Annotated in this window: 23 protein-coding genes; 17 read left to right on the forward strand and 6 right to left on the reverse strand. The window is 38.5% G+C overall.

Going from position 1 to position 26203, the window contains the following annotated elements; all coding sequences use genetic code 11:
* Positions 1-121 precede the first annotated feature (121 nt).
* On the reverse strand, positions 122-2392 hold the full coding sequence (gene helD, locus BQ5903_RS03525) for an RNA polymerase recycling motor HelD (protein ID WP_079578864.1): 2271 nt from the start codon (positions 2390-2392) through the stop codon (positions 122-124).
* 473 nt (positions 2393-2865) lie between these two features.
* Between helD and trpS the strand changes: the two genes are divergently transcribed.
* Complete coding sequence (gene trpS, locus BQ5903_RS03530; protein WP_010496669.1) at positions 2866-3882, forward strand: tryptophan--tRNA ligase; 1017 nt, start codon at positions 2866-2868, stop codon at positions 3880-3882.
* A gap of 57 nt (positions 3883-3939) precedes the next feature.
* The gene (locus tag BQ5903_RS03535) at positions 3940-4866 is read left to right on the forward strand and encodes a Ppx/GppA family phosphatase (RefSeq protein WP_079578866.1); all 927 of its coding nucleotides are present in this window, start codon (positions 3940-3942) and stop codon (positions 4864-4866) included.
* 85 nt (positions 4867-4951) lie between these two features.
* Here BQ5903_RS03535 and BQ5903_RS03540 read toward each other — a convergent pair whose 3' ends face one another.
* The gene (locus BQ5903_RS03540) at positions 4952-6235 is read right to left on the reverse strand and encodes an ISL3 family transposase (protein WP_079578369.1); all 1284 of its coding nucleotides are present in this window, start codon (positions 6233-6235) and stop codon (positions 4952-4954) included.
* A gap of 153 nt (positions 6236-6388) precedes the next feature.
* Positions 6389-7087: a substrate-binding periplasmic protein gene (locus BQ5903_RS03545; RefSeq protein WP_231920915.1), complete on the reverse strand. Its 699-nt coding sequence runs from the start codon at positions 7085-7087 to the stop codon at positions 6389-6391.
* A 583-nt stretch (positions 7088-7670) separates the two neighbouring features.
* On the opposite strand from BQ5903_RS03545, the gene BQ5903_RS03550 reads away from it, so the two are divergent.
* The 8 genes from BQ5903_RS03550 (at position 7671) to BQ5903_RS03585 (ending at position 15815) form a co-directional block, all read left to right on the forward strand.
* Complete coding sequence (locus BQ5903_RS03550; protein ID WP_079578870.1) at positions 7671-8936, forward strand: hydroxymethylglutaryl-CoA reductase, degradative; 1266 nt, start codon at positions 7671-7673, stop codon at positions 8934-8936.
* Between the two features lie 2 nt (positions 8937-8938).
* Positions 8939-9892, forward strand: coding sequence for a hypothetical protein (locus tag BQ5903_RS03555; RefSeq protein ID WP_010499377.1), 954 nt, complete (start codon positions 8939-8941; stop codon positions 9890-9892).
* 22 nt (positions 9893-9914) lie between these two features.
* Positions 9915-10619: an NAD-dependent protein deacylase gene (locus BQ5903_RS03560; protein ID WP_010499380.1), complete on the forward strand. Its 705-nt coding sequence runs from the start codon at positions 9915-9917 to the stop codon at positions 10617-10619.
* Between the two features lie 163 nt (positions 10620-10782).
* Complete coding sequence (gene metG, locus BQ5903_RS03565) at positions 10783-12798, forward strand: methionine--tRNA ligase (protein ID WP_079578872.1); 2016 nt, start codon at positions 10783-10785, stop codon at positions 12796-12798.
* Between the two features lie 441 nt (positions 12799-13239).
* The gene (locus tag BQ5903_RS03570) at positions 13240-14007 is read left to right on the forward strand and encodes a TatD family hydrolase (RefSeq protein WP_056972238.1); all 768 of its coding nucleotides are present in this window, start codon (positions 13240-13242) and stop codon (positions 14005-14007) included.
* An 8-nt stretch (positions 14008-14015) separates the two neighbouring features.
* Positions 14016-14579, forward strand: a complete 564-nt coding sequence (rnmV, locus tag BQ5903_RS03575) for a ribonuclease M5 (protein ID WP_172823824.1) — start codon at positions 14016-14018, stop codon at positions 14577-14579.
* On the forward strand, positions 14572-15477 hold the full coding sequence (gene rsmA, locus BQ5903_RS03580) for a 16S rRNA (adenine(1518)-N(6)/adenine(1519)-N(6))-dimethyltransferase RsmA (protein ID WP_079578874.1): 906 nt from the start codon (positions 14572-14574) through the stop codon (positions 15475-15477). Before rnmV ends, rsmA begins: the two co-directional genes overlap by 8 nt.
* Before the next feature lie 98 nt (positions 15478-15575).
* Entirely contained in the window at positions 15576-15815 is a 240-nt protein-coding gene (locus BQ5903_RS03585) for a Veg family protein (RefSeq protein WP_010499388.1), read from the forward strand.
* Between the two features lie 84 nt (positions 15816-15899).
* Here the strand turns inward: BQ5903_RS03585 and ispE are convergent, their stop codons facing one another.
* Positions 15900-16784 (reverse strand): 4-(cytidine 5'-diphospho)-2-C-methyl-D-erythritol kinase, encoded by an 885-nt coding sequence (gene ispE / locus BQ5903_RS03590; RefSeq protein ID WP_079578876.1) that lies wholly within the window; start codon positions 16782-16784, stop codon positions 15900-15902.
* Positions 16785-17179: 395 nt separating this feature from the next.
* Between ispE and purR the strand changes: the two genes are divergently transcribed.
* From purR to BQ5903_RS03610, 4 genes are all read left to right on the forward strand, one after another.
* Positions 17180-18010 carry a pur operon repressor gene (purR, locus tag BQ5903_RS03595; RefSeq protein ID WP_010499392.1) on the forward strand — a complete coding sequence of 277 codons (831 nt, stop codon included), beginning with the start codon at positions 17180-17182 and terminating at the stop codon, positions 18008-18010.
* A 545-nt stretch (positions 18011-18555) separates the two neighbouring features.
* Complete coding sequence (locus BQ5903_RS03600; protein ID WP_010499394.1) at positions 18556-19410, forward strand: helix-turn-helix domain-containing protein; 855 nt, start codon at positions 18556-18558, stop codon at positions 19408-19410.
* 346 nt (positions 19411-19756) lie between these two features.
* On the forward strand, positions 19757-21163 hold the full coding sequence (gene glmU / locus BQ5903_RS03605; RefSeq protein ID WP_079578878.1) for a bifunctional UDP-N-acetylglucosamine diphosphorylase/glucosamine-1-phosphate N-acetyltransferase GlmU: 1407 nt from the start codon (positions 19757-19759) through the stop codon (positions 21161-21163).
* Positions 21164-21260: 97 nt separating this feature from the next.
* Positions 21261-22238, forward strand: coding sequence for a ribose-phosphate diphosphokinase (locus BQ5903_RS03610; RefSeq protein WP_010499404.1), 978 nt, complete (start codon positions 21261-21263; stop codon positions 22236-22238).
* Between the two features lie 97 nt (positions 22239-22335).
* Here the strand turns inward: BQ5903_RS03610 and BQ5903_RS03615 are convergent, their stop codons facing one another.
* On the reverse strand, positions 22336-22563 hold the full coding sequence (locus BQ5903_RS03615) for a hypothetical protein (protein WP_010499405.1): 228 nt from the start codon (positions 22561-22563) through the stop codon (positions 22336-22338).
* An 87-nt stretch (positions 22564-22650) separates the two neighbouring features.
* Positions 22651-23622: a biotin--[acetyl-CoA-carboxylase] ligase gene (locus BQ5903_RS03620; RefSeq protein ID WP_079578880.1), complete on the reverse strand. Its 972-nt coding sequence runs from the start codon at positions 23620-23622 to the stop codon at positions 22651-22653.
* Between the two features lie 165 nt (positions 23623-23787).
* Between BQ5903_RS03620 and BQ5903_RS03625 the strand changes: the two genes are divergently transcribed.
* The 3 genes from BQ5903_RS03625 (at position 23788) to BQ5903_RS03635 (ending at position 26172) form a co-directional block, all read left to right on the forward strand.
* Complete coding sequence (locus tag BQ5903_RS03625; protein ID WP_154022054.1) at positions 23788-24900, forward strand: YibE/F family protein; 1113 nt, start codon at positions 23788-23790, stop codon at positions 24898-24900.
* Positions 24887-25645: a YibE/F family protein gene (locus tag BQ5903_RS03630; protein WP_056988140.1), complete on the forward strand. Its 759-nt coding sequence runs from the start codon at positions 24887-24889 to the stop codon at positions 25643-25645. The genes BQ5903_RS03625 and BQ5903_RS03630 overlap by 14 nt, the downstream gene beginning before the upstream one ends.
* A 161-nt stretch (positions 25646-25806) precedes the next feature.
* Positions 25807-26172, forward strand: coding sequence for a hypothetical protein (locus BQ5903_RS03635; RefSeq protein ID WP_010499412.1), 366 nt, complete (start codon positions 25807-25809; stop codon positions 26170-26172).
* The last annotated feature ends 31 nt before the right edge of the window (positions 26173-26203 follow it).

Here is a 26203-nt window from a genome sequence, read left to right on the forward strand (position 1 = left end):
GTTTTGTCGTAATTACAATTGTAACAGAGAGTTATTTCTCTTTTTTTGTCTTTTTAGACTTCCACCCACAAATACTTTACGCTAACAGGAAAAATCGAATTTTGCGTCAAAAAGGTGATCATTACTTGATCGTTAGGGTTTGTTCAACACCGTATAGATCTGGATCCAGCTGTGTGATCAGTGGGGACGGTTGGCCAATACTGATCATAACTAATTCATGCATGGCACGTGAACAAATAGTGTATAAAATGCCACGTTCGCTTGTATCTGGATATTCGTCAGCAGAAACATTATTTACGATCACACTATCAAATTCAAGTCCCTTAGCTAAATAAATAGGTAAGATCGCGATGCCTGCGGGCAAGGTTCTGTCCGATTCCTCTAGTAAGGTCACAGGTAGCTTTCTGTGTAATTTTTCATAGAGCTGCTTGCTTTCGTTCATATTTTTAGTGATCAAAGCAACTGAAGAGTATTCTTTTGCGGATTTTTCCAAATGTTGATATAAAGCATTAAAAGATGCTTCTTTATCTGGTACTTGGCAAATTAGCGGTCGCTTCCCCGGCCTCTTAAAAGCCTGGATGGAATTACCTTCTGGTAACATTGCTTTCATGAAGTCGGTGATCTGTTTGGTGGAACGATAACTTTTGTTCAGTAACTTAAGGTTGCTATGTCGAGCTTGCAGTGTTTCAGACAGCTCAGACAGCAATTCTTTGGGGCGTTTAGACTCTGAATATAAGGCCTGCTCACTATCACCGAGCAAGGTTAATTTTGCAGCACCGAAGACATGTTTTAAATAGATCATTTGTGCCAGACTATAATCTTGCATCTCATCAATAAAGAGATGAGCGATGCTATGGTTTTGTCCGCTATCAGTCAGTAGATCTCTCAAAAATAGCAAAGGAGCACAGTCATCTAAAGTGATACGATGATACTCTAAATTTTGTGAATATTCTTCAAACGACTGTGGCAGTTTTTGTTTTAAAAAGCTGCCGTATTGTTCATAATCATCGAAGAAAAAATCATTAAATAATGCATCATAGATGACGGCGTATTGCTTTTCTGCAATTTTCATCCCAAGATAGGCCTGTTCTTCATCAGAAGAAATAAAACTTTCTTTATTCTGTTCTCCCAGTAATTCATGATATTGTTCACCGCTCAGGTTTTCGAGCATATCTTGAATTTCTTGATTGGTAGCTTTTTGGGCTACTAAAGAGTCTAATTTTTTGGATAATTTCTTTTTCAAAGCGTTAAAACGGTGAGCTAAGGTCATATTGCCCGGAAAACTGGTATATATTTTCCGAATTTCATCTTTAGAAAAAATTGTTTCGCCGTTTAAAGTGACATCAGTAAAGCAGATCTCAGCGGCCGGCAAATGAGCAGCATACTTTTTAACAGTCTGCATAAACTGAGGTGATTTTTTGTATGAACTTAATTTTTTTTGCTGCCGTGATAAATTGTCTGAGCTTTCATAATGTTCAAACAGTGATTCTACGTTTAAGCCTTGTAAACGACGAGAGAAAAACTCGTGTAAAGTTACCTGGCGCATGTTTTTTTCGCCTAGGCTCGGCAAAACGTCAGAAATATAACGACTGAATAACAAGTTAGGCGAAAAAAGAACGATCTGATCTGCATTTAACGTGTCTCGACTGTGATATAGCAAAAAGGCAATTCTTTGTAGAATGGCAGAAGTTTTTCCACTGCCAGCGACACCTTGGACTAATAGGAGGTCACTTTTGGTGTTCCTAATAATGTCATTTTGTTCTTTTTGAATAGTAGCAACGATGTTTTTCATATATTCGTCACTGTGTTCATCGAGTACACTTTGCAAGATCTCATCACCAACGGTCTCGTTAGTATCAAACATATTTTTGATGACACCATCGTTGATCTTAAATTGTCTTTTCTTTAGAAGATCTGTCTGTTGCAGCCCGGCAGGAGTTTCATACTCAACTGTACCCAAGGTACCATTGTAATAAACGGAAGAGATCGGTGCACGCCAGTCATAAATCAGAAAGTTTTGCTGGTCATCATTTAGCGATGCTGTGCCAATATACAACGTTTCCCTGTCATCGCCAGGGTCTTGGATATCAATCCGACCAAAATAGGGTGTTTTTTCTAGCTCCCCCAGTGTATTTAACTGTTCTTTTAAGATCTGCTCGGTTTGAATGTTTTTAGCAACTAATTGTTTTTGTTGCTGGATCTCGGCATTTGTTTCCATCCGATCATCAACTTCGGTTGTGTTGACTTTGGCATTTTGTACGTAATTTTTTTCAACCGATGATGTTTCGTCATGGGCTTTTTTATATTCTTTTTCAGTCTGTTTCAGCTGAGATTGTATTTCTGTGATAACTTGATCTACACGCTTTTGTTCTAATTTTCTTTCGTTTTCCATGAATGCAGATCCTTTCTCTAAAAGATAAGCTTATTCCGCGACAAATATCAGCTTGCAAAGTTAACAAGCTGTTTAGATACGTGTCTTAGATCGTGCGGAATATTTGAATAAACTCTAATTAAGATACCACAAAATCTGCGAATTGTCAGAATTTTAGTTTTTTGGTCGTTAGGTCTTTACAAGCTTGACCAGTTTGATAAAATTAAGTTAATTAGTTGAACAGGAAAAGTAGAGACTGGCTGACAGAGATACATTGCAAGCTGAAAGATGTAAACAGAACTCGAAATGGACCTGGGATAAGACATGATAAATAAAATGAGTGGCGGGATTTCCGCAATTTAGGTGGCACCGCGAGCAATCGTCCTATTGTTTTTCAACAATAGGATTTTTTTGTACAGCGGTGCAAAAAAATTTTAGTTATCGTGTTATCTGATATAAATCAAGAGTAAAAGAATGCAAAGGAGAAAATCGTTATGAGTAAACACGTAATTTTAACTGGTGATCGTCCAACTGGCAAGCTTCACATTGGACATTATATCGGCTCTTTGATTCAAAGGGTCGCTATGCAAGAAACGGGTGATTATGACTCTTATATTATGATTGCCGACCAACAGGCTTTAACAGATAACGTTCGTGATCCTGAAAAAATTAAGAAGTCCTTGATCGAAGTGGCACTTGATTATTTGGCAGTGGGGATCGATCCTCAAAAATCGACTATTTTTGTTCAATCTGCCATTCCGGCTTTAGCAGAACTAAACCTGTATTATTTAAACTTAGTGACAGTTTCACGCCTTGAACGTAACCCTACCGTGAAAGCTGAGATTCAGCAAAAGAATTTTGAGCGTTCTATCCCGGCTGGTTTTTTCACTTATCCAGTCAGCCAAACTGCTGATATTACAGCTTTTAAGGCAGATACTGTGCCAGTTGGCGATGACCAGGAACCAATGATCGAACAGGCCAGAGAGATCGTGCGCAGTTTTAATAGTATTTATGGACAAGAAGTACTTGTCGAACCTCAAGGTATTTTTCCGCCCAAAGGGTCTGGACGTTTGCCTGGTTTAGATGGCAATGCTAAAATGAGCAAATCATTAAATAATGCCATTTATTTGTCAGATGATGCGGATACTTTAAAGAAAAAGGTCATGTCAATGTACACTGACCCTGACCATATTCATGTGGAAGATCCCGGCAAAGTCGAAGGGAACACAGTCTTTACTTATTTAGATGTCTTTGCAAAAGACAAGCAGCACGTAGCTGATCTTAAAGACCAGTACCGTGCCGGAGGACTGGGTGATGTTAAGCTCAAACGTTATCTAAATGATGTTTTGGAAGACACTTTGGCTCCAATCAGGAACAGGCGTGCAGAGTATGCTCAAGATATTTTGGCTGTCTATGATATTTTAAAAAAGGGCAGTGAAAAGGCCAATGAAGTTGCTGCACAGACTTTAAAAGAGGTCAGAGCTGCGATCGGCGTTAATTATTTTGAATAATACAATTTAAAGAAATAACCGAATAAATTGTGTAGTTTGAGACAAGGGGTGACAAGTATGGGGGAAGTTGCACTACTTGATTTAGGTTCTAATTCTACTAGGATGGGGATCTATCAAATCAACCAAGATAATTCTTTTCAAGAGATCAAACGTTTCAAAGAAATGACCCGTTTGGCAGAAGGTATGGGCGAATTTAGCACTAAATCAGTTTTAAAACAAGATGCGATCGATAGAACTATCGAGGCTTTAAAGAGATTTAAGTCAGAGTATGAACAAGTCTCAGATCTTACTATGGTTCGCGGTGTTGCTACGGCAGCTGTGCGTAATGCCTCAAATGGGGCAGGATTTTTAGACCGCGTAAAAGAAGAAATCGGGGTTGAAATTGAGGTCTTGTCAGGTGATTCAGAGGCATATTATGACTATGTGGGCGTGATGCATGCCTTTGATCTGAAAAACTGCCTGATCTGTGATATGGGAGGCGGTAGTTTTGAGCTTGCTGTGGTCAAAAATCGGCAGGCAGTTAATTATATCAGTATCCCATATGGAGCCGTGACTTTAAGTGAGAAGTATCATGCTGGTGAAAAGATAAGTGCGGCTGATTTCTTTGCTTTACAACGTTTTGTTCTCTATAAATTTCGACAATTACCCTGGCTTTCTGAAGGTAATGGCTTTCCACTTGTTTTATTGGGTGGGGCCAATCGAACCGTTGCCCGTCAAGGACGAGACCAAGCTGCTCAAAAAAATAAAGTAAATTTACACGGAGAGAAAATGTCATCCTTTAGTTTTGTCGAGATTTTCCAAAAGTGGCTGGGGCAGGATAAAAAAGAACGGGAAGACTCTTTGGGTGTTGAAAAAGAGCGGGCAGATATTATCATTGCTGGACTGACTCCGGTTGTCATGCTGATTCAACAATTTGAAGTTCCTGAAGTTATTTTTTCTGAAAGTGGGGTCCGTGAAGGAATTATAGCCGAATTAACTAAGTAAATAAAAAGGCTTGAGATTTTTATCCTCAAGTCTTTTTGGCTCTTTGTCAAATCCTGTTGATGAATAGCTTTTACAGAGTTGAAAGTCATGCGACTTTCAACTCTGTTTTTTTCATTGGTTTTGTTCTCATTTGCCGTAACTTAATACGTGAAATCATATGATGGTAATTACGGAATCCAAATGCTGTGCGTTGAATTTGTTTAATCATTCGATTCATGCCTTCGACTGGGCCATTCGTATAGTCCGATTCACTGGCGTTGAGTACAACCACTAAGTTCTTTTTGAACGTTTGAAACACTGCTTTCATGTAGGGACTTATATTTTGATTTGTATATAGATCTTCCACAAGCTTGTCTTTGTCTTGATTCTTAAGGTTTTCCATGATGCTTTGCATCGACTCGTACGATGCTTTAAGTTCTTCGTTAATTGTCAGTCCTTGTTCTACACGTTCTAGTTGTGTGAGTTGTTTTCGCAGGTGTCGGTCATAAAAGACATGTTCCTCATCTAGATTTCCGGCATACTTCAAATAAAGCCGCCAGGCGAACTTTAACGTGCGATATTCATAGGATCTTTTATTGTACTTTTTCATGGTTTGCACCCGAGTTTGATTAAAAGCTCGAGTCATCATTGCAACGATGTGAAAGCGGTCGATCACAATTTTTGCCTGCGGAAACATTGCCTTGGCAATGTCTTGATAGTAACTATTTAGATCTACGGTAACTGTTTTGACACGTGCTCGAACACTTGCTGGAAATTGTTTAAAATAATCAGTAATACTTTGCTTGAATCGGTCTGGCAGAATTTGTTGAATTTCGTGCTCACCAGCGCCATTAATACAGATGAAATGGAGCCGACCACCAATTCCTCTAAATTCATCCATGGCGAGATGAACCGGTAGATAGTTAAGATTTCTGCGAAATAAGTCATCATAGTTGTCTAAGTAACGACAGACAGTGCTAGCTGATATGCCGGCATCGATCGCAATGCTAGCTTGAGTGCGGTCGTCTTGTAGACTCATAAACACTTTCTGACGCGTGGCTCGGGAGATACAACAGTACTTGTCTACCACATCAGAAGTAGCCATAAACGACGCTTTACAATTACGACAAATGACGCGTTCTTTATGGAGTTCTAAATAAACTGGTTCACTCGCATTCGCTGCCAGATAGGTCACGCGTGATACGTAGTGTCCATTATGAATTAGCTCGCAAAAGCCACAGTTAGCGCAATGTTTCTGGTCGAACTTAACCGTGGCTATATATACTTTTGCGCGCTTAGCTTTAATCACTTGATAGTTATATTTGTAAAAAACCACATTTGGGTCTTTAATACTGAGCGCAAATTTTATATTATTATCTACAGGGTCCATAAGTTTTCACGTCCTTTAAAAATGATACTGTAGTGGGTGGATTTTTTAGGTGCGAGGCTTATGGGCCTTTTTTATTTTGCACTAAAAAATCCTGCTAATAGATTACCATGTTAAGTAAGCTATCAACAGGAAAAAGTATAGAACCGTCTTTTTTTACTGTTGTGTAATGTCTTTCCCAAAATATTTTAGTGAAATTTTGTTTAAGCGGCCATCTTTGGACATCTTTTTCAAATCTTTGTTGATTTTTTTTGCAAGTTTTTTTGAATGATATGTTGCAACGCTCACTTCTTGTGCAGTGATCTGTGAATCTTTGATCCGTTTTAAAACTTGCTGAGTTTGTTGCTGGTCTGTGTGGTCTTTAGCTTGTGTATATTCCGGGTGTTTTTGCAAATAAGATGTATATTCAGGACCAGTTAAGATCGCAGCTTTGATTTTTTTATTTTGTAAAGCGGTCACCATTGCAGAGATAGACGAGTAGCGTTTCCTTTTAAACTGCAATTCTTTTAACAAGGAGCTTTGTGTACCATTTTTTAACATACCAACCTTGTGGTCTGCTAGTTTTTGTACTGACTTTTTAGTGCCATCGGCCCGTCTAAAAAGGATATTTTCTACATAAAAAATCGGTGTGCTTAATTTGTAATTAGCGGTTTGGGGCGAAAAGCTTCCCAGTGCAATGTCAATCTTACCGTTACGTAATTGCTTGAGCTGTTGCTTTTTATTTTTGCAAGGAACAATTTTAGCTTTTTGATCCAAGTCTTTTGCGAGTTGAGCAGCTACCGCGACATTTGCTCCGTGAGCTTGATTGTTAGAGTATGCTGAACTAAGTGGTGCGTCATCCTTTAGCACGCCCACTTTAAGGACGTTAACAGCTGAAATAGATGGCGTAAAAAAGAGCAGTATAAAAAATGAGAGTACAAATATCAGTATAAAATGTTTACGAGCGGTGTATTTCAAGAAAGAACCTCCTTTAAAAACAGAGCGAAGCATGACGTTTAGAAGGTGAGCACTAACGGACTTGCGCCCAATAATACGTTTTTCAGCATTAGGGGGTGCAAGTTGGTTAGGCACAACCTTCTGTCATGAGCAGCTCGACTAAAAAAAAAAAAAACAGAGCGGTAAAAAGTCGAGAGAACTTGAGCACCAATGGTTTCGGGCAAGATGACAAGCGTCTTTCTTGTCGTGATGTTCGAATTGATTGGGCGGAGAGTTCTGGCTTTTGGAGCTGGACTACTAAAAATAAAGCTTGCTCCTGTTTCTGAAAAAAATAGAATTGTTGCCTGCTAGCCGAGCAAACATAGAATATAACTAACTATTTAATAGTTGAATAAACTAAAAGCTTGCAGTGTATATCACTTCTTATTATATAATAGGAACTGAATAATTTGTGAAAAAATCGGTTCTTAAATAAAATTTGGAGAAAGTGGGAGTTCACAAAATGAAGGGATTTGAAAAATACTATCGCAAGAGCTGGCCTGAAAGATTAAGTGTTTTAGAGCACGAAAATAAACTTACAAAAACGGAGATTCAACAATTAGAGAAAAGTGCTTTGGCTCCGGAGCTTGGCGAAACTCAAATAGAGAATTTTATTACCCAATTCAGCTTACCAGAAGGTTTGGGGTTAAATTTTGTGATCAATGGCAAGGAATACTTGGTCCCGATGGTAACTGAAGAGCCATCTGTGATAGCAGGCGCTAGTCACGGAGCAGCTATTGTTAAAAAAGCTGGCGGTTTTACTGCTGAAAGTGAACAACGAGCTATGCGCGGACAAGTTATCATTGAAAATGTTAGCAATGTAGCAGAATTAAAAAAGGAAATAGAAGATTTTGCACCTGCACTATTACAAACGGCGATAGAGGCTCATCCATCTATTGTCAAACGAGGTGGAGGTCCCTTACAGCTGGTTGTTAGGGTCTTAGATCATGATCTCTTGTCGGTTGACATGATCATCGATACTAAGGAAGCTATGGGGGCTAATATGATCAATACTATGTTGGAAGCTGTAGCCGCTAAATTACGTTCTGATTTGCAGGTGGATGTCCTAATGGCAATTTTGTCTAATTTTACGACTGAATGTTTAGTAACTGCTTCATGTGAAATACCAGTTGAATCTTTGGCAAAGGAAAATCTTTCAGGCAAAGAAATAGCCCAAAAAATCGTTCAAGCCAGCAGAGTCGCTCAATTAGATCCTTACCGGGCGACAACCCATAATAAAGGGATCATGAACGGGATCGACGCTGCTGTGATCGCCAGTGGAAATGATTGGCGTGCTATAGAAGCTGCGATCCAGTCCTACGCTGCCAAAGATGGATATTATCGCGGCCTAAGTACTTGGCAGATCAAGGGTGAACAGTTGGTGGGACAATTACGTATTCCTGTTCCGGTGGGTTCAGTTGGGGGTTCGATCGGACTAGTCCCACTTGTACAGCTCAATTCCACTTTAAGGCAAGAGCAGGATGCACGTGAGTTGGAAAATATTATTGCTAGTGTTGGGCTGGCACAAAATTTAGCCGCATTGTACGCCCTAGTTACTGATGGTATTCAAAAGGGTCATATGAATCTGCAAATGAAATCTCTAGCTGCCTCCGTCGGGGCAAGCGGAGCAGAGGTCAGCCAAGTTATCAAACGTTTGAAGAAACTACCACAACAAGATGCAGCGGCTGCCAAAAAGATTTTATACGAAATTAGAAATGAGGGTTTTTAAAAATGAGTGAATCAATGTTGAATCAGACTACATTAAAGCTGCAAAAGCAGGTCGAAGAAGCTGTTAAGAAAACTGTGAACGTTACTTTTAAGGAAGAAAAAAAGGGCTGGCTGGCGAGTGATCAGGCGCAAATGTACTTACATGATGGGCAAATGCAATTAGATGTGTATGATATTACAGCGCCTAATTACACGGTTTCTCATGAATTGCTTCATATCATGACGATGGTGCAAGATGTCCCACAGATCAATTTTAATATGACTACTGGCCAGACTGAACATGATTCAAAAATTATGACAGTTGGTATGGAACTGTATGATAGTGTGCTTCATTTGCAGATTTATCCACGTCAACGTGAATTAGGTTTGCTTGACGATGGGATAGTTGAGTTGTTTTATAAAGGGATCTTGGCGCAATTAAAACCAGAACAAGAAGATGAAGTTGATAGTTGGATGGTTTTACGGACTGTTAAGTTGGTCGATGCATTAGTTTTATTTGCAGGTGAACAGCCAAAAGCCGAAAAGAAACTGCAAGAACTATATCCCCAAAGTTTCGAAGCAGCTCAAAGATTATATGCAAGCTTAACGGAAAAAAAGACAGCAGGCCCCCAGAAAATAAGGGCAGCAATCGTCAAGTTATGGCGTGGATTTGATGCACAACTAGAAAGTTGGGGCCTTGCTCCCTTAGGACTAAATGATTTCATTAGTCTGGAACCGGTCTTGAGTGAGCGGCAAACTAGGTTGGAAGTCTCTCAATTATTTGAAGTGTACCATTCATCATTACAAGATAATCTCCACTTTAAGCCGGCGTATATTGTGCGGTACAAGTCTGACCGGCAAAATTCTTTTGTGCTTCCAGAACCAAAGAGCGATAAAGAAAAAATATTCCGTGGTTTTTATGCGGCAAAAATTGGTGACATCTTGCAACAAATGAACGTTAACTATTTGTTACGCTAAAATTTGGAAAGGAAGTCTAGAAATGACTGAACTCAATGACTTATTGAATCAAGCAAAACATGTTGTATTTATGACTGGGGCAGGCGTTTCAACGGCGTCAGGTATCCCGGATTATCGGTCTAAAAATGGTCTTTATGCCGGACAAGAGGCACCAGAATATTTGTTGAGTGCACAGTGTTTACAACGGGAACCACAAAAGCACTATGATTTTGTAACCAAAAGTATGATCTATCCGGATGCTGTACCAAATGTGATCCACGAAAAAATGGCTGAGTTTGCCCAAAAAAAGGGTGCTATGATCATCACGCAAAATATTGATGGTTTGCATAGTAAGGCCGGTACGCCTGCAGAAAAGCTGGTGGAATTTCATGGTAACCTGACGAATGTGTACTGTCAAAAATGTGGACAAACAGCCACATTGGCGGAATATCAACAAGACATGCATCATAAAGGCTGCGGCGGTATTTTGCGGACAGGGATAGTTTTATACGGCGAGCCGATCAATGAAGATAACTTGCGACGTTCATTAGCCGCCATTGAATCTGCTGATCTTTTGGTCGTAGTGGGAACTTCATTTGTAGTTTATCCTTTTGCAGGTCTGATCTCTTATCGTTCTTTGCATGCTAAATTAGTGGCGGTTAATAAGCAGCGAATTAGTATTCCAGAAAATGGAGTCATGATACAAAATGATGCTACGAAAGAGTTTTCCTCTGTAAATGTTGAATAACTACAAAAAACATGGGAAAAATCTCATGTTTTTGTTTTTTCCAAGTTAATTTGGCTAGAGATAGTGAGAACATCAAGGTTAATATGCTATAATAAAAAGAATTGAAATTAAAATTTATTAAATAAAAAACAAACTTGAACTTGATAAAGGGGACGAAAGTTATATGGCTGATAAACCAACATTCTATATTACAACACCGATTTATTATCCATCAGGTAAATTGCATATCGGTAATGCCTATACAACAATTGCTTGTGATGTGTTGGCACGGTACAAAAGATTACAAAATTTTGATGTCTTTTTCTTAACGGGAACAGATGAACATGGACAAAAAATTGAGGAAAAAGCTGAAGAACTAGGGATGGCACCACAGGAATACGTGGATCAAATGGTTGCTGGCATCAAAAAATTGTGGAAAACCTTGGAAATTTCTAATGATAAGTTTATCCGTACGACCGATGACTATCATGAAAAAGCTATCCAAAAGATTTTTCAGAAATTACTTGACCAAGGTGATATTTATTTAGGCAAGTATAAGGGATGGTACTCTGTTTCTGATGAAGAATTCTTCACGGAATCACAGTTAGCTGAAGTTTATCATGATGATCAAGGAAACATGATCGGCGGTAAGGCACCTTCCGGACATGAAGTAACCTTGGTAGAAGAAGAAAGTTATTTCTTTAAGATGAGCAAGTATGCTGACCGCTTAGTCAAATATTACGATGAACATCCTGATTTCATTATTCCGCAAACTAGAAAAAATGAAATGCTGAATAACTTCATTAAACCTGGCTTGGAAGACTTAGCTATCACAAGGACTAGTTTTAACTGGGGCGTTAAAGTACCAAATGACCCTAAGCATGTTGTCTATGTATGGATCGATGCTTTGTGCAACTATATCACTGCCTTAGGTTATGGTTCCGATGACTTGACACTATTCAATAAATATTGGCCAGCCGATGTGCACATGGTGGGTAAAGAAATCGTTCGTTTCCATACGATTTATTGGCCGATCATTTTAATGGCTTTAGATTTGCCATTGCCAAAGCATATTGTCGGTCATGGATGGCTTTTAATGAAAGGTGGCAAAATGTCCAAGTCCAAGAGCAATGTTGTTTATCCGGAAATGCTGGTTGAACGTTATGGACTTGATGCTTTGCGCTATTACTTGATGCGTGCAGTGCCTTTTGGAAATGATGGGGTCTTTACTCCCGAAGATTTTGTTAATAAAGTTAACTATGATCTAGCCAATGATCTGGGAAATTTGTTGAATCGCACAGTTGCAATGATCAATAAATATCGTGGAGGTCAAATTCCAACATTAGTTAGCGGTGTGACTGAATTTGATAAGGATCTGGAAGAAAGCGCACGAACTGCTGTCAAAGAGTATGAAGAAGAAATGGATAACATGCACTTCTCCAATGCTTTAAGTGCTTTATGGAAGTTTGTTTCGCGCAGCAATAAATATATCGATCAAACCGAGCCGTGGGCGTTAGCAAAAGATGATACTAAAAAAGACGAGTTGGATAGTGTTTTGGCTCATTTGGCAGCTTCTTTAAGAGTAATTGCTATTTTATTACAGCCTGTTTTGACTCATGCTCCTAAAGAGATCTTTACGCAACTTGGTTTTGAAACAGCGGATATGCAGATCGATAATGTTTCTTTCTTTGATCTACCTGAAAATAGTCAGGTAATCAAAAAAGGAACACCGCTTTTCCCTCGTTTAGATACTGATGAAGAAGTTGAATACATCAAATCTAAGATGACCAAAAACGAGAAGGTTAAGGGGCGTAAAGCAATGGCAGAAAAAATTAATGCTGCTAAGGAAAATACCTTAACTTTAAATAAAAAAGAGATTCGTTTTGATAAATTTGATAAGGTAGAGCTACGTGTTGCTTTGATCAAAGAAGTCAGCCGAGTTGAAGGTGCAGATAAACTTTTGAAGTTTAGTTTAGATGCTGGTGATCAAGGCGAACGGCAGATTTTATCAGGTATAGCTCAAAGGTATCCAGAACCTGAAAAATTAGTAGGTCAGAAGGTAGTCGCTGTTGTTAACCTCCAGCCACGTAAAATGAGGGGTGAGGTCAGCCAAGGAATGCTGCTTTCAGCTGAATTTGGTGATCAGGTGCAATTGATCACTGTTCCGGACAATATTCCAGCAGGATCAAGTATCAGCTAATATAGAAAAGATAGAGGTTCGGGGAGAAAAACTTCTCGAACCTTTTTTAAAAACAGAGCGGAGGCAAGCGGGAAGAAGCGAGTATATCGGACCCCAACAAGATAGTGCGGTTTAGGCACTGTGTTGTTGAAGTTGGATAGACGGAACTTCTTGCTTGCCAGAGCTCGACTATAAAAACAGAGCGGAGAAACCCGGGTAGAAGGTGAGCACTAGCAGGCTTTCATGCTATATTGCGTACTTGGTAATATGGTGTGAAAGTTAGCTAGGCACAACCTTCTGGGTTTTGGAGCTCGACTACAAAAACAGAGCGGAGGCAAGCGGGAAGAAGCGAGTATATCGGGTTTTAAGCATATTGTGTTTCTGGCACTGTGAGACCCAGACAGGATAAGCGGGGTTTAGCAAGAACTATTTATGTCTTAAAAATAGGAGAGGAAGTATCTGATGCAAATTTTTGATTCACATACACATATTAACTCTGCTGAATTTGAAAACGACAGGGAAGACGTGATCGAGCGTGCAAAAGCTCTGGGTGTTGAGGCGATGCTGGTTATTGGTTATGATGAGCCAAGCACTATTGAATTAGGAAAATTATTAGAAAACTACCAGCATATTTATGGCGCAGTCGGTTGTCATCCTGAAGATAGCAAAAAATATTGTCTGACTTTAGAGAAGAAAATGACAGATTTTTTAAAGAAGGATAAAGTAGTTGCAGTCGGTGAAATAGGGCTCGACTATCATTGCGGCGTTGACCATGATTTGCAAAAAGAAGTCTTTAAAAAGCAAATTGCATTAGCACAAACGCTTGAAATGCCCATCAGTGTGCATAATCGTGACGCCTTTACTGATTGCTATGAGATTTTAAAAGAAGCTGATGTCGGCCATTATGGCGGAATTATGCATAGTTTTAATGGAGACTGGCAGTGGGCACAGAAATTTTTAGACTTAGGAATGGAACTTTCATATAGCGGTGTGGTAACATTTAATAATGCAAAAGAAGTTCAAGAGGCTGCTATTAAAACTCCGCTCGACCACATATTAGTTGAAACAGACGCACCATACCTGACGCCGGTGCCATATCGTGGTCAGCAAAACGAGCCTGCCATGACACGTTACACTTTAGAATTTATTGCGGAGGCTCGAAGAGTACCTGCTTTTGAACTTGCAGAAGCTGCTTATCAAAATACGAAAAGAGTTTTACACCTTAAATGAGTAAAAAAATGAAGATTCAAGAAGTGATCGTAGTTGAAGGAAAAGATGATACTAAACGGATCAACATGGCCGTTAATGCCGATACGATCGAAACCAGGGGTTCAGCTATCAGCGATGAAGTCTTGCAACAAATTGATGAATTAAATGAGATCAGAGGAGTGATCGTTTTTACTGATCCCGATTTTTCTGGAGAAAAAATCAGAAAGACGATCCAAGCTGCTGTACCAGGAGTAAAGCATGCCTTTTTGAAGAAAAAAGATGCTGTGCCTCATGGACAAGGAAGTCTAGGAGTGGAACATGCAACCCCTGAAACGATCAGAGATGCTTTAGCACATTTGTATACAGAAGTTCCTGAAGCGCAGCCGCAGATCACACAAGCGGATCTGTTAGCCGCTAAGCTGATTTCTGGACCCAATGCTAGAAAAAGAAGAGAAGTTTTATGCGAATTTTTACGGATCGGCTATGTAAATGGCAAACAACTATATAAAAGATTAAATTTATTTCAAGTCACGCCAGAAGAATTTAAGAAAGCTTTACAATACGTTAACGAGATGGAGGAAAATAATGAGTGATAATGAAAGACCGGAAATTGGTTCTGGTACACGCACTAAAGTAATTATGGAAACCTATGGTCTGACCTTCAAAAAAAGCTTAGGACAAAATTTTTTGACTGACTTGAATGTGTTAAAAAAAATAGTAACTGCGGCTGATGTTACTGCAGATGATGATGTGATCGAGATCGGACCTGGAATTGGGGCTTTGACTGAGCAGCTCGCAAAAAATGCCCATCAAGTATTGGCTTTAGAGATCGACGAAAGATTGATTCCTGTTTTAGGAGAAACTTTAGCAGACTATGCCAACATTACAGTTTTACATGGTGATATTTTACAAACACAATTATCAGCCCTGATCCAAGAACATTTTGATGGGCAGCATGCGGTAAAAATCGTTGCCAATCTGCCCTATTACATTACGACTCCGATCGTATTACATCTCCTTGATGAAGAGGCAGATTTTGAGTCGATCACGGTTATGATGCAAAAGGAAGTTGCACAACGTTTGACAGCTAGCCCCGGAAATAAGGACTATGGGTCTTTAACGATCGGAGTTGCTTATTCAACTGACAGTGAGATCTCTTTTACTGTACCTAAGACAGTGTTCGTGCCAAGCCCTAAAGTTGATTCTGCTATTGTATCAATGAAAAAAAGGCGGCAGGAGAAATATCATCCACAAAATGAAGTTAATTTTAAAAGATTAGTTCGTGGGAGTTTTATGCATAAGCGCAAAAGTTTATGGAATAATTTATTAGGCTTATATGGTAAGGATGAAAATATTAAAAACAAATTAACTTCTGCTTTAAACAGTTCGCAAATCGAGCCAGGAATCAGAGCAGAAAGGCTTAGTGTCGCGGATTTTGTCAAGCTGAGCGATAGTTTAGAAGAACAAAAGTTAGTACCAAAAAGTAAATAAAAAATTTATTATTTTTGTTGATGTAAAATTATTGGTGTGGTATAATTGCGGTTTTTGTAAAAAAGTGGTATCATTGCTCTTTAGAAGGAGTGGATCAAATGCCTGTTACGATAGCTACGATCAAAACCAAATTAGATGACCGCATCGGTAATAATTTAACTGTAACAACTCAGGTTGGCCGCAAAAAAGTTACTACAAGACATGGAATTTTACGTGAGACATTTCCTGCTGTTTTCGTTGTTGACCTTGACCAAAATGAGAATGCGGTCAAACGCGTCTCTTTTAGTTACACAGATGTTTTAACTAAAAACATTGAATTAAATTTTGATAATGACTAAAAATGCGCCTTGATGTGATAACATCAAAGGGCTTTTTTTTAATAAAATGATCTTACTCTGTTTTCTTCAAAAAACAGGGTAAGATCATTTTATTGTATGAACATTGGAGCCCTTCAAAGTGATAGGCTTCACCAGATAGACTTCTTCACAGAACCCCCGCAAACTATTGTAAACACGGGCAGCACGAGAATAGTTTTGGCAAACTCCGTAAACAGTTGGTCCAGTTCCGCTCATTAAAGCTGCAGAGGTCCCGAATTGAAGCATTTTATGCTTGATCCTCGTTATTTCCGGATAACGAGCAGCGGAGATCGGTTCTAGAACATTTTGCATATTACTAGTGATCAGCTTGAAATCTTGGTCTTTGATCCCTGATACGAGTTGAGCGACATTTAAATGCTCTAGGTTATCATAGTTTATCTGCTTCAAGATAAAGGGAGTAGAGACGCTTGCAGGAGGTTTAGCAATAACGAACCACATTGTTGGTAATTCTCTAAGAGGGGTGACTATTTCGCCTTGCCCCGTCACGAGTGCAGTTTGACTATAGACACAAAAAGGAACATCAGAATCGATCGACAGTCCGAACTGTGCTAATTCTTTGGAAGACAATCCCAATTTCCATAATTTATTCAGCGCTCGTAAAACTGCAGCTGCATCCGCTGAACCGCCCCCCATTCCAGCAGCAACCGGAATATTTTTTTTGATTGAAATTTTAAGGCCTGTTTCAATGCCAAAATGACTTTTGATTTTTTTTGCGGCTTGATAGGTTAAGTTGCGTTGGTCGCAAGGTAAAAAGCCGCTGTCGGTTTTGACAGTGATCCGGTCGTCATCAGACATGGTTTCAATATGAACATAATCTGCCAGGTCGATCGCTGTCATTACCATCTCCCATTCAAAACAACCATTAGGATGTTGAAATGGGGTATCTAGACACAAATTTAATTTGGCCGGGGCCTTTTCTGTGATCTCCAAGGTCTCACCTTATTCCTAAACGTTTGTTAAACTTAATTATATCTATAATAATACAATTTTAAAAGCCTAACGGACGAACTAAAACAGTTTAACGGATAATTAGTGGGAAAATTTAATTAAGTAAGCAATACAAACGTCAAGTGACTAGCTATTTTAATAAAAAGATTGACGAAACTCGTAAAAAGTGATAAGTTAAATCTTGCTGCTTCGTAATACGCGAACGTTAATTTGTTCTGTAATAGACTGAAAAAATTCAAGCTTTTAAGAGCTTATTTTTCATAAATACGAACATTAATGCTTAAATACATAAAAAAACTACTATATTTGCTAAAGTTAGCGTATAATAACGAAGTGAAATTCAATTTAAAGAACAATTTGCTAGTGGAGGTTGAAATTTGAAAACAAGAAGAAGCGATCGTTTGATCGACATGACTAATTACTTAATGGAAAGGCCGCACACACTAATTTCATTAACTTTTTTCGCGGATAGATATGAATCAGCTAAATCTTCGATTTCTGAAGATCTGGCTATCATTAAGCGGACTTTTAAAAATAGAGGGATCGGCATCTTAGAAACAATTCCTGGTGCCGCTGGTGGTGCACGTTTTATTCCGTCGATCGTCGAAGATGAAGCACGTGATTTTATTAATGAAATGGTAACTGAAATGTCTTCAGAAAGTCGCTTATTACCAGGGGGATATGTTTACTTGTCTGACCTTTTAGGCCGGCCAGATGTGTTACGGCGTGTAGGTCGCGTGATCGCGCGGGAATATATCGATAAACAGATCGATGCCGTTATGACAGTTGCAACTAAGGGAGTTCCGATCGCGCAAAGCGTTTCTGAATACCTCAATGTCCCATTTGTGATAGTTCGTCGTGATTCTAAAATTACCGAAGGTGCGACAGTTTCCGTTAATTTTGTTTCTGGATCAAGTGAAAGAATCGAAAAAATGGAGTTATCCAAGCGGAGTTTGAAGCAAGGTTCGCACGTTTTAGTTGTTGATGATTTTATGAAGGGCGGCGGAACTGTTAACGGAATGAAGTCAATGATCGAAGAATTTGATTCTGAATTGGTTGGCATCACAGTTTTTGCTGAAGGATCATTTACAGGTCAAAGATTGGTGGATAATTACACTTCATTATTGAAAGTTGACCAAGTTAACTCAGAAGATAAGACGATACATGTTGATGCTGGAAATTATCTAGAGAAAGTTTTTGATAAATAAATTTTAATTTCTTAATGGAATGGCAATATTGTTGTTCCAGTTTTTTTGTAATTAAAAACAAAATATAAACTAGTGGGCAACATACTTTTAGCCTTCTAAAAGAAATAATTAAACTAGCCCAAACTTAAACTGTGTATTAAATATTAGTAGATATTAACTTGGATATAATTTAATGAACTATAAAATGAGCCTTTATGAAGTAAATGGCTCTCATTTAATATGATTAAAGTTGATTATTATTAATTATGGAATGCTTTACTTGACAATTAAGCAATATTTAAAGAGAATAAGCATATATATAAAAGTTGTTTGGAGTACTGAGAATATCTTAATAGGGTAAAAAAGATAAGATATTTGATTTATAAACCTTATGTTTTGCAATTTATGCAAAAATTGTTTAAACTTTTTAAGTATAGGAGTCATACTATTTGACAAATAGCTATAAACTATCTAGTTTATAAAGTAGTGCTAGCTAGAAATTTTAATTCAGCATTAAGCTGTAATTATTATTTTAGAAAATGTACCTATTAAGAGGGGAAATCATTATGATAGATGGCCAAAAAATTAAAGATACACGAAAAAAGTTAGGTATCTCTCAGCAAGATCTGGCAAAGGGGATCACAACTCAAGGGACGATCAGTTTGCTTGAAAGAAATTCTACCTCTCCTAGAGGGGATATTTTAGCTAAGATCATTGCACGTTTAGGTTTGAAACTTGAGGATGTTGTGGTTGATAATGAAGTTTTAACCGCCCAACGTTTTTTAGATGAAGCCGATAAATTTAGTATGAACAATGAGTATGATCGAGCATTAGAAACTCTCGATAAAATTGATAAGTTAAGCGACAACGAGCAAGAGGCTCATTATCTTTTCTTAAAGACTAATGCTAAGATGTGGAAGACCCGTGATTTTGAAGATGCGCTATTTGGTTTTAATCGGATCTTGCAGATGCGGAATAAGCAAGTTGATATTTTCACCGTCTTAGCTACTTGTGAACTGGGCGTGGTTTATTTGGAAAGAAAAGAAAATGACAAGGCCAGTTTTTATTTTGAACAGGTCCCTGGCTTGTTAGAAAACATCAATCTTGACGATTATGTTTTTTGGGCACTCTTTATCTGGAAGAATCTGACCTTGTATTATTACCGGATGATGGACTTTGATAAATGTGCTGAGATCTTGGCTCAAGCCGAAGAATTTTCGAACAGGCACTTTACCCCAGTCTTTATTGATTCGCTTTATTATACAAATGCCTTAGTTCTTCATGATAAGAATGGAGAGTGGACCAAGGATGGTATTAAATATTTATTAAAGTCATGGGTATTTGCAACATTCACTGATAATAAGGAAAACATCAAGAAATCTAGTGAGATCCTGACTGAGATCGGTTATTTACCAAAATAACCAGGTCTGCGATTTTGATCGACATACTATTAAAAGGCTTCTATCAAGTTAACTCAACTGATAGAAGCTTTTTTTCGAGAGAAAATATTTCATAGATAAAAATTCACTAAAAATCATCATTAAAGTTAAAGCTTGTTTTGCTTAGAATAGGATGGCTAGTTGCATACTGGTAAAAACTGGGTTATTATTCAAAAGAAGGGTCTGCTCTTAAAGCTATTTGTTCGCAATAAAAGTGTATAATAGTGTAATTTTCAGGGATGTTGTGACCCAATTATGGATGAGCTAATTAATTTTAAATAAATTAATTACTCGCTCCGTTAATTTCAAAATAGAGGAGTAATAATTAATGTCTTCAAAATATGCTGTGATTCTGGCTGCTGGTCAAGGTACCCGAATGAAATCAAAATTGTACAAGATTTTGCATCCAGTGTGTGGTAAACCCATGGTCGACCACGTGTTAACACAAATTGAGAAAAATGATATGGACCAAATCGTGACTGTTATCGGACATGGTGCTGAAATGGTCAAAAAAACTTTAAAAGAGCGAACAAATTATGTTGTTCAATCTGAACAGCTTGGGACAGGGCACGCAGTCATGCAAGCTGAAAGGTTACTAGGTGATAAAGATGGGATCACACTGATCGCATGCGGTGATACACCATTATTTACTGCGGAAACTTTCTCCGAATTATTTCAGTATCATCAATCCAAAGGTGCTGTAGCTACAGTACTTACTGCACACACTGCTGCTCCGTTTGGTTATGGCAGGATCATTCGTAATGATTTAGGCATTGTTGAGAAAATCGTTGAGCAAAAAGATGCAACTAAAGAAGAAGCTGCAGTCCAGGAAATAAATACTGGGGTTTATTGTTTTAATAACCGAGAATTATTTAAAGCTTTGCATAAGATCAACAACGATAATGCTCAAGGTGAGTACTATTTGACAGATTTAATGGAGGTCTTCCAAAAGGAAGGCAAGGTCGTTGCTGCATATCAAATGAAAGATTTTGAAGAATCAATGGGTGTTAATGATCGTGTTGCTTTAGCCAATGCTGCCAAAGTCATGCGCAAAAGGATCAATAAAGAACATATGCAAAACGGCGTAACGATCGTTGATCCGGATAATACTTATATTGATACTGATGTTAAGATCGGTTCAGATACAATTATTGAACCAGGTGTCAGTTTAAAAGGTCAGACAACAATTGGTTCCGATTGTGTGATCGGCGCTCATTCTGAAATCGTTGATTCAGTTATTGGTGATTCTGTAAAGGTCACTTCTTCTACGATCGAAAATTCAGTAATGCATGATAACTCAGATATTGGACCGTACAGTCACCTTCGCCCTCAAGCTGATATTGGTGAGGGTGTCCACATTGGTAACTTTGTTGAAGTAAAAAAAGCAACGATTGGTGAAAATACTAAAGTTGGGCATTTAACTTATGTTGGCGATGCGACACTTGGCGAGGAGATCAATGTTGGTTGCGGCACAGTTTTTGTTAACTACGATGGAATAAATAAGCATCACACCAATGTTGGCGACTATTCATTTATTGGCAGCGGCAGTAACGTGGTCGCACCAGTAGAAATTGGGGATCATGCGTATATCGCTGCTGGTTCAACAGTGACACAGGATGTTAAGCCTCATGATATGGCTATTGCGCGTGGCAGACAAGTAAATAAAGACGGCTATTATGATAAATATCCAGTAGCACAGGCAGCTAAGGAAACTGAAGCAGCCAAGAAAAAATAATTAACAGTTTGGTTAGCAAGACTTGCTTTTAAGGCAGTAAATGCTTTAAGATTAATGTGAGAGTTAATAAGAATATTAAGGACTGATGGAGGCTGTTATGTCTGAACAATATAACGATTCAAAGTTAAAAATTTTTGCTTTGAATTCAAATAAACCGTTAGCACAGAAAATTGCCAATGCTGTTGGTGTACCATTGGGGAGAACATCTGTCGATCGTTTTAGCGATGGTGAGATCCGAATCAACATTGAAGAAAGTATTCGTGGGTGCGATATTTTTATCGTTCAATCAACTTCTGCTCCAGTAAATGATAATTTAATGGAATTGTTGATCATGATCGATGCTTTACGTCGTGCCAGTGCTCATACGATCAACGCCGTGATCCCGTATTATGGTTATGCTCGTCAAGACCGCAAAGCACGTTCCCGTGAACCGATCACAGCAAAATTAGTTGCTGATATGTTAGAGAAAGCTGGTTGTGACCGTGTGATCGCATTAGATCTCCATGCGGCTCAGATCCAGGGGTTCTTTGACATTCCCGTTGATCACTTGATGGGTGCTCCGTTGTTGGCTGATTATTTTATGACAAAGGGCATTGATAAGGATGCAGTTGTTGTTTCACCTGACCATGGTGGGGTTACACGAGCCCGTAAATTGGCTGAATTTTTAAAGGCACCGATCGCAATTATTGATAAGAGACGGCCTAAGGCGAATGTGGCTGAAATTATGAATATTATCGGATCAGTTGAAGGTAAGAAATGTATCCTGATCGATGATATGATCGATACAGCCGGTACGATCACGTTAGCTGCACAGGCTTTGATGGACGCGGGAGCTACTGAAGTTTATGCTTCAGCAACGCATCCAGTCTTATCTGGTCCTGCGATCGAAAGGATCGAAAAATCTCCAATCAAAGAATTGATCGTGACAGATTCGATCAATTTGCCGAAAGAAAAACAAATTGACAAACTTATCCAGATTTCTGTTGGACCGTTGATCGGTGACGCAATTAAGCGGATCCATGAAAATAAACCTGTTAGTCCACTATTTAAGAATCGTTTTCATTCGGATAATTAAGTTCAGACTCTTAGAAAAACAAAAGCAAAGCAGACATTATATCTGCTTTGCTTTTTTACATTTGATTTTAGATGAATAAAGCTGATTTTGAATTTATTTAGTCGTCGACTCTCTTGATGATCGAATATTCAGAGTTTTCATCGAGCTTTGTATTTTGCGCAGCTTGTTCATCGAAAATCAAGTAGGGTTGACCATCTTTTTCTCGGACAACAACAACAGGTTTCTTTGATTTGTCGTGATAAATTTTTGCAGCTACGTAAGCCTTATCGAAATCATAATCGCTGGAAACTGATTGCCCAGGATTGAAAAAAGCATTCTCACTCATCTTGTCCACCTCGCAATTTTTGTTCTTATACCTAAACCTATTTTATCATGGGAAAAGGGCAATAAAAAGAAATTAGCGCAACAGCTTTTAATCTTGTGTACTTCTAATTTTTGTGATCTCACCGGAAGAAAAGATCCTCCCATCATTTAAAACCAGTTCACCCGTGTCGGTGATATTTTGTGCGGTACCAGTTGTCGTTTGACTGCCCTGAGTGATCGTGACTCGCTTACCTAGTGTTGTACAATACTTTCGATAATCTTGAATGAAAGAAGAACTGTTAAAATTAGGGTACAAGTTAAAGAATTCATCCAAAAAAGCAGCAATAAAGACATTTCTGGAAACATTTTTTGCAAGAACGGCAGAACGTAGAGAGGTCGCACGTTGTTGCAATTCAGGTGTAAAAGTGTCAGGATCGGTCAGATAATTGATACCAATACCGATCACAACTTGTTTGAGGTTTCCAGTTTCAATGTCGGTGATCCCTTCAGTTAAGATCCCACTGACTTTTTTATTTTTCCAGAGAACATCGTTGACCCATTTTATCCCAGGCTTCATGTCCAACTTTTTCTCGATCGCCCGACATAGTGCAGTTGCCGTGGCGGTTGTCAGTAGACCGGCATTGAAATGCTTTTGCTGATTTTGTAATAAGATACTTAAATAGATCCCGGTTTGTTTAGGTGAAGCAAATGAACGGCCATATCTGCCATAGCCTTTAGTCTGCTGATCGCTTATGACTATCTGTGGTTCATTTGTTTGTAGCAAGGTCCCTAATTCTTTAGCTCGCAGATTAGTTGATCCTAAACTATCGTGGAGTTCGAATTTTAGTGGGACTTTGTTAGTTAGGTTGCGTCTAATAAAAGCTTCGGACAACATGGGAGGATCTAATAAAAGGTAACCGACATGCGGCTTGCTTTCGATCTCATAGCCATTTTCTTGTAAACTTTTGATTGCCTTCCAAATTGCTGTCCGTGAGATATGCAGATTATCCGCGATTTGCTGGCCAGAAAGAGGAAGCGTGTTGTTTTCTAGTAATCTTAAGACATTATCAGTGGTTTTCATCGTAAATATCATCCTTTATTTTATTCAAATAGAATTATATCGTAAACTAAAAATTTAATCCAGGTTGACCTTTTAGTGGTTAAAAAGAAACTTAAATCGTTCCTGCTTATCTTTATGTTATGGAATGATAGTGCTAAGCTGGAAGAATTGAAGGGAATTGATCAAATGTCTGGCAAAAATATGAAAAGTTTAGTGACAGTTCTGATATTGCTCATGGTAGGCGCCTTTGTCTACATATTTACAATACATGATGCCTTCATGTATGACCGTGATATTGGACAAATAACTCGAATCAGCAATGGCACTACCAAGCGAACTGAGGACGAGTTTAAAAATATCGATCATCAACATTCACAAAAAATCGTCATGGTCATCAAAAACGGCAAGTATCAAGGTAAAAAAGTTTACGCTGCTAATTCGTGGACAGATTCAGGTGCGTTCGACCAGAAGTTTCATACGGGACAGCAGGTTTTTGTTGACTTGCAAAAAAAGAATGGTCGTCTTACAGCACAAATTTCAGATTATAAACGCGACACCTATTTAATAATGCTAAGCTGGCTCGTGGTTTCCTTATTAATTTTGACCATGAGATTTAAAGGATTGAAAACCTTGTTGAGCGTGGCTTTAAATTTTGTCGTGTTTCTAATTTTTGTTAACTTGGATGTCACACTGAATTTGACCAACTTTTTTTGGTTGTTTGTTGTGAGTGCTTTTATATTTACTGCCTTATCGTTGGTAATAGTTATCGGTTGGAACAAGCAATGTGCGGTAACTTTTGGGGCTATCGTGGCCGGAACTGCGGCAGGCTTGCTAATTGGTATTTTAGTATTAAATTATACGGGCGACGATTTACACTACGAAGCCTTGGACTTCGCGACTCAGTCACCTAAACAACTGTTCTTATCGGCGACTGTGATCGGTTTGTTAGGAGCAGTGATGGATGCAGCGACAGATATTGTTTCTACAGTCTTTGAAATTCGTCGTGCCCATCCACACATTAAACAGCAGCAATTGTTTTCTTCAGGCTTGGAAGTCGGTCGTTCGATTTTAGGACCATTGATCAACGTATTACTGCTGATCTTTTTTGCGGAGACATTTGCGATGGGAGTGTTATTTTTCAGAACAGGTAATAGTATCGGCTATACCTTTGAATGGACGATGTCATTGGGGATCGTACAGTCTTTGATCAGTGGGATCGGTATAGCGTTGGTAGTCCCCGCCGCAAGCGGCTTAGCATCATTAACCTTTAAAAGGGGGCATAAAGTTGGAAACGATTAGTATTTTAACTGTGATCCTCGCGGTATTGATGGTTTTGATCGGTGGTAAGCAAGGCTTTTCAGCCTTTTTCTCTGTTTTGTTAAACTTCGGTTTATTATTTTTGACGATCATCTTGATCTCATCTGGATTTCCTCCCTTGTGGACATCGCTTTTTAGCGGGGTCTGTATTTTGGCTATCACGATTTATATGGGGACTTCTGATGAAAAGTCAGCTAACGTTGTTTTTTTAGCAACACTGTGTGTGATGATCGTGATGCTGCTTTTGATCATCCCCTTAGATCATGTGGTGCAAGTCAAGGGCTTTGCTAACGAACAATCTGAAGAGATCGAGGCTTTTAATTTAATGGTAGGTGTTGATTTTGAAAAAATTGCAATATCAACGACTGTTTTGAGTACTCTTGGAGCTATTGCTGAGGCAGCAATTGCAATTGCCAGCGGCTTAAATGAGGTTATTGAGCAAGATCCACAGATCGAGCGGGGAAAATTGTATGAAAGTGGGCAGAATATCGGCTTTCAGATCATGGGAATGACCTTTAACACATTATTTTTTGGAATGTTTGGTGGTGACCTTGCACTATTTATTTTGCTTAACAAGTTGCACAATAGTTTTGGCTATTATCTAAATTCCAAAATCTTTGTGAGTGAATGCATGTTAGTTTTATATTCAGTCATCTCTGTAATTTTAGTGATTTTTTTCACCACTTGGTTGATGGGTAGGAAAAGGTCAGTGGATCGAGGAAAATAAGGATCCCCTAAGCCCTTTTGTTTAAAGTAAGAACAACTTATCATTTTGGAAGTGAAAAAAGATCGAATCATGGTATAATTTTTTAATAGAAGTTAATTATGGAGCAGTCAAGCTCATTTGAACAACTTTAATTTTTGAAAAAATGTGGTGTAATGAATTAAATGGCAAATTTTAAAAGCAAGATCATGATCAAGTTAGATCTGTCTACAATTTGTGTTACAGCAGTCCTTGCGTTAATTGGCTATTTAGCCAAACAAAATATCCTTGTTTCTGATATTTACTTTATGGCTGGTCTAGTGTTGTTATGTCTGGCAATTACGGATATCTTACTACATGCCAGTCTTATCTCTGGTTGGTTTCAACATCAACATAAGGGTGAGACTGATGAAGAATACCAAGCCCGAAAAATTGATGTCCATAAAATAGCTGATAAAAAAAATAAACCGATCCATTTTGATAGGTTCTCGGTCAACAGCCTTTTGCTCTCACTTTGGTTGATTGTTTGCGCTGTCTTGATCACAGGGTAGAGAAATATGTTAAATAAAAAAGACGGCAGTT

Origin of the sequence: Ligilactobacillus acidipiscis (genome assembly GCF_900116935.1) — a bacterium.
Taxonomy (GTDB): domain Bacteria; phylum Bacillota; class Bacilli; order Lactobacillales; family Lactobacillaceae; genus Ligilactobacillus; species Ligilactobacillus acidipiscis.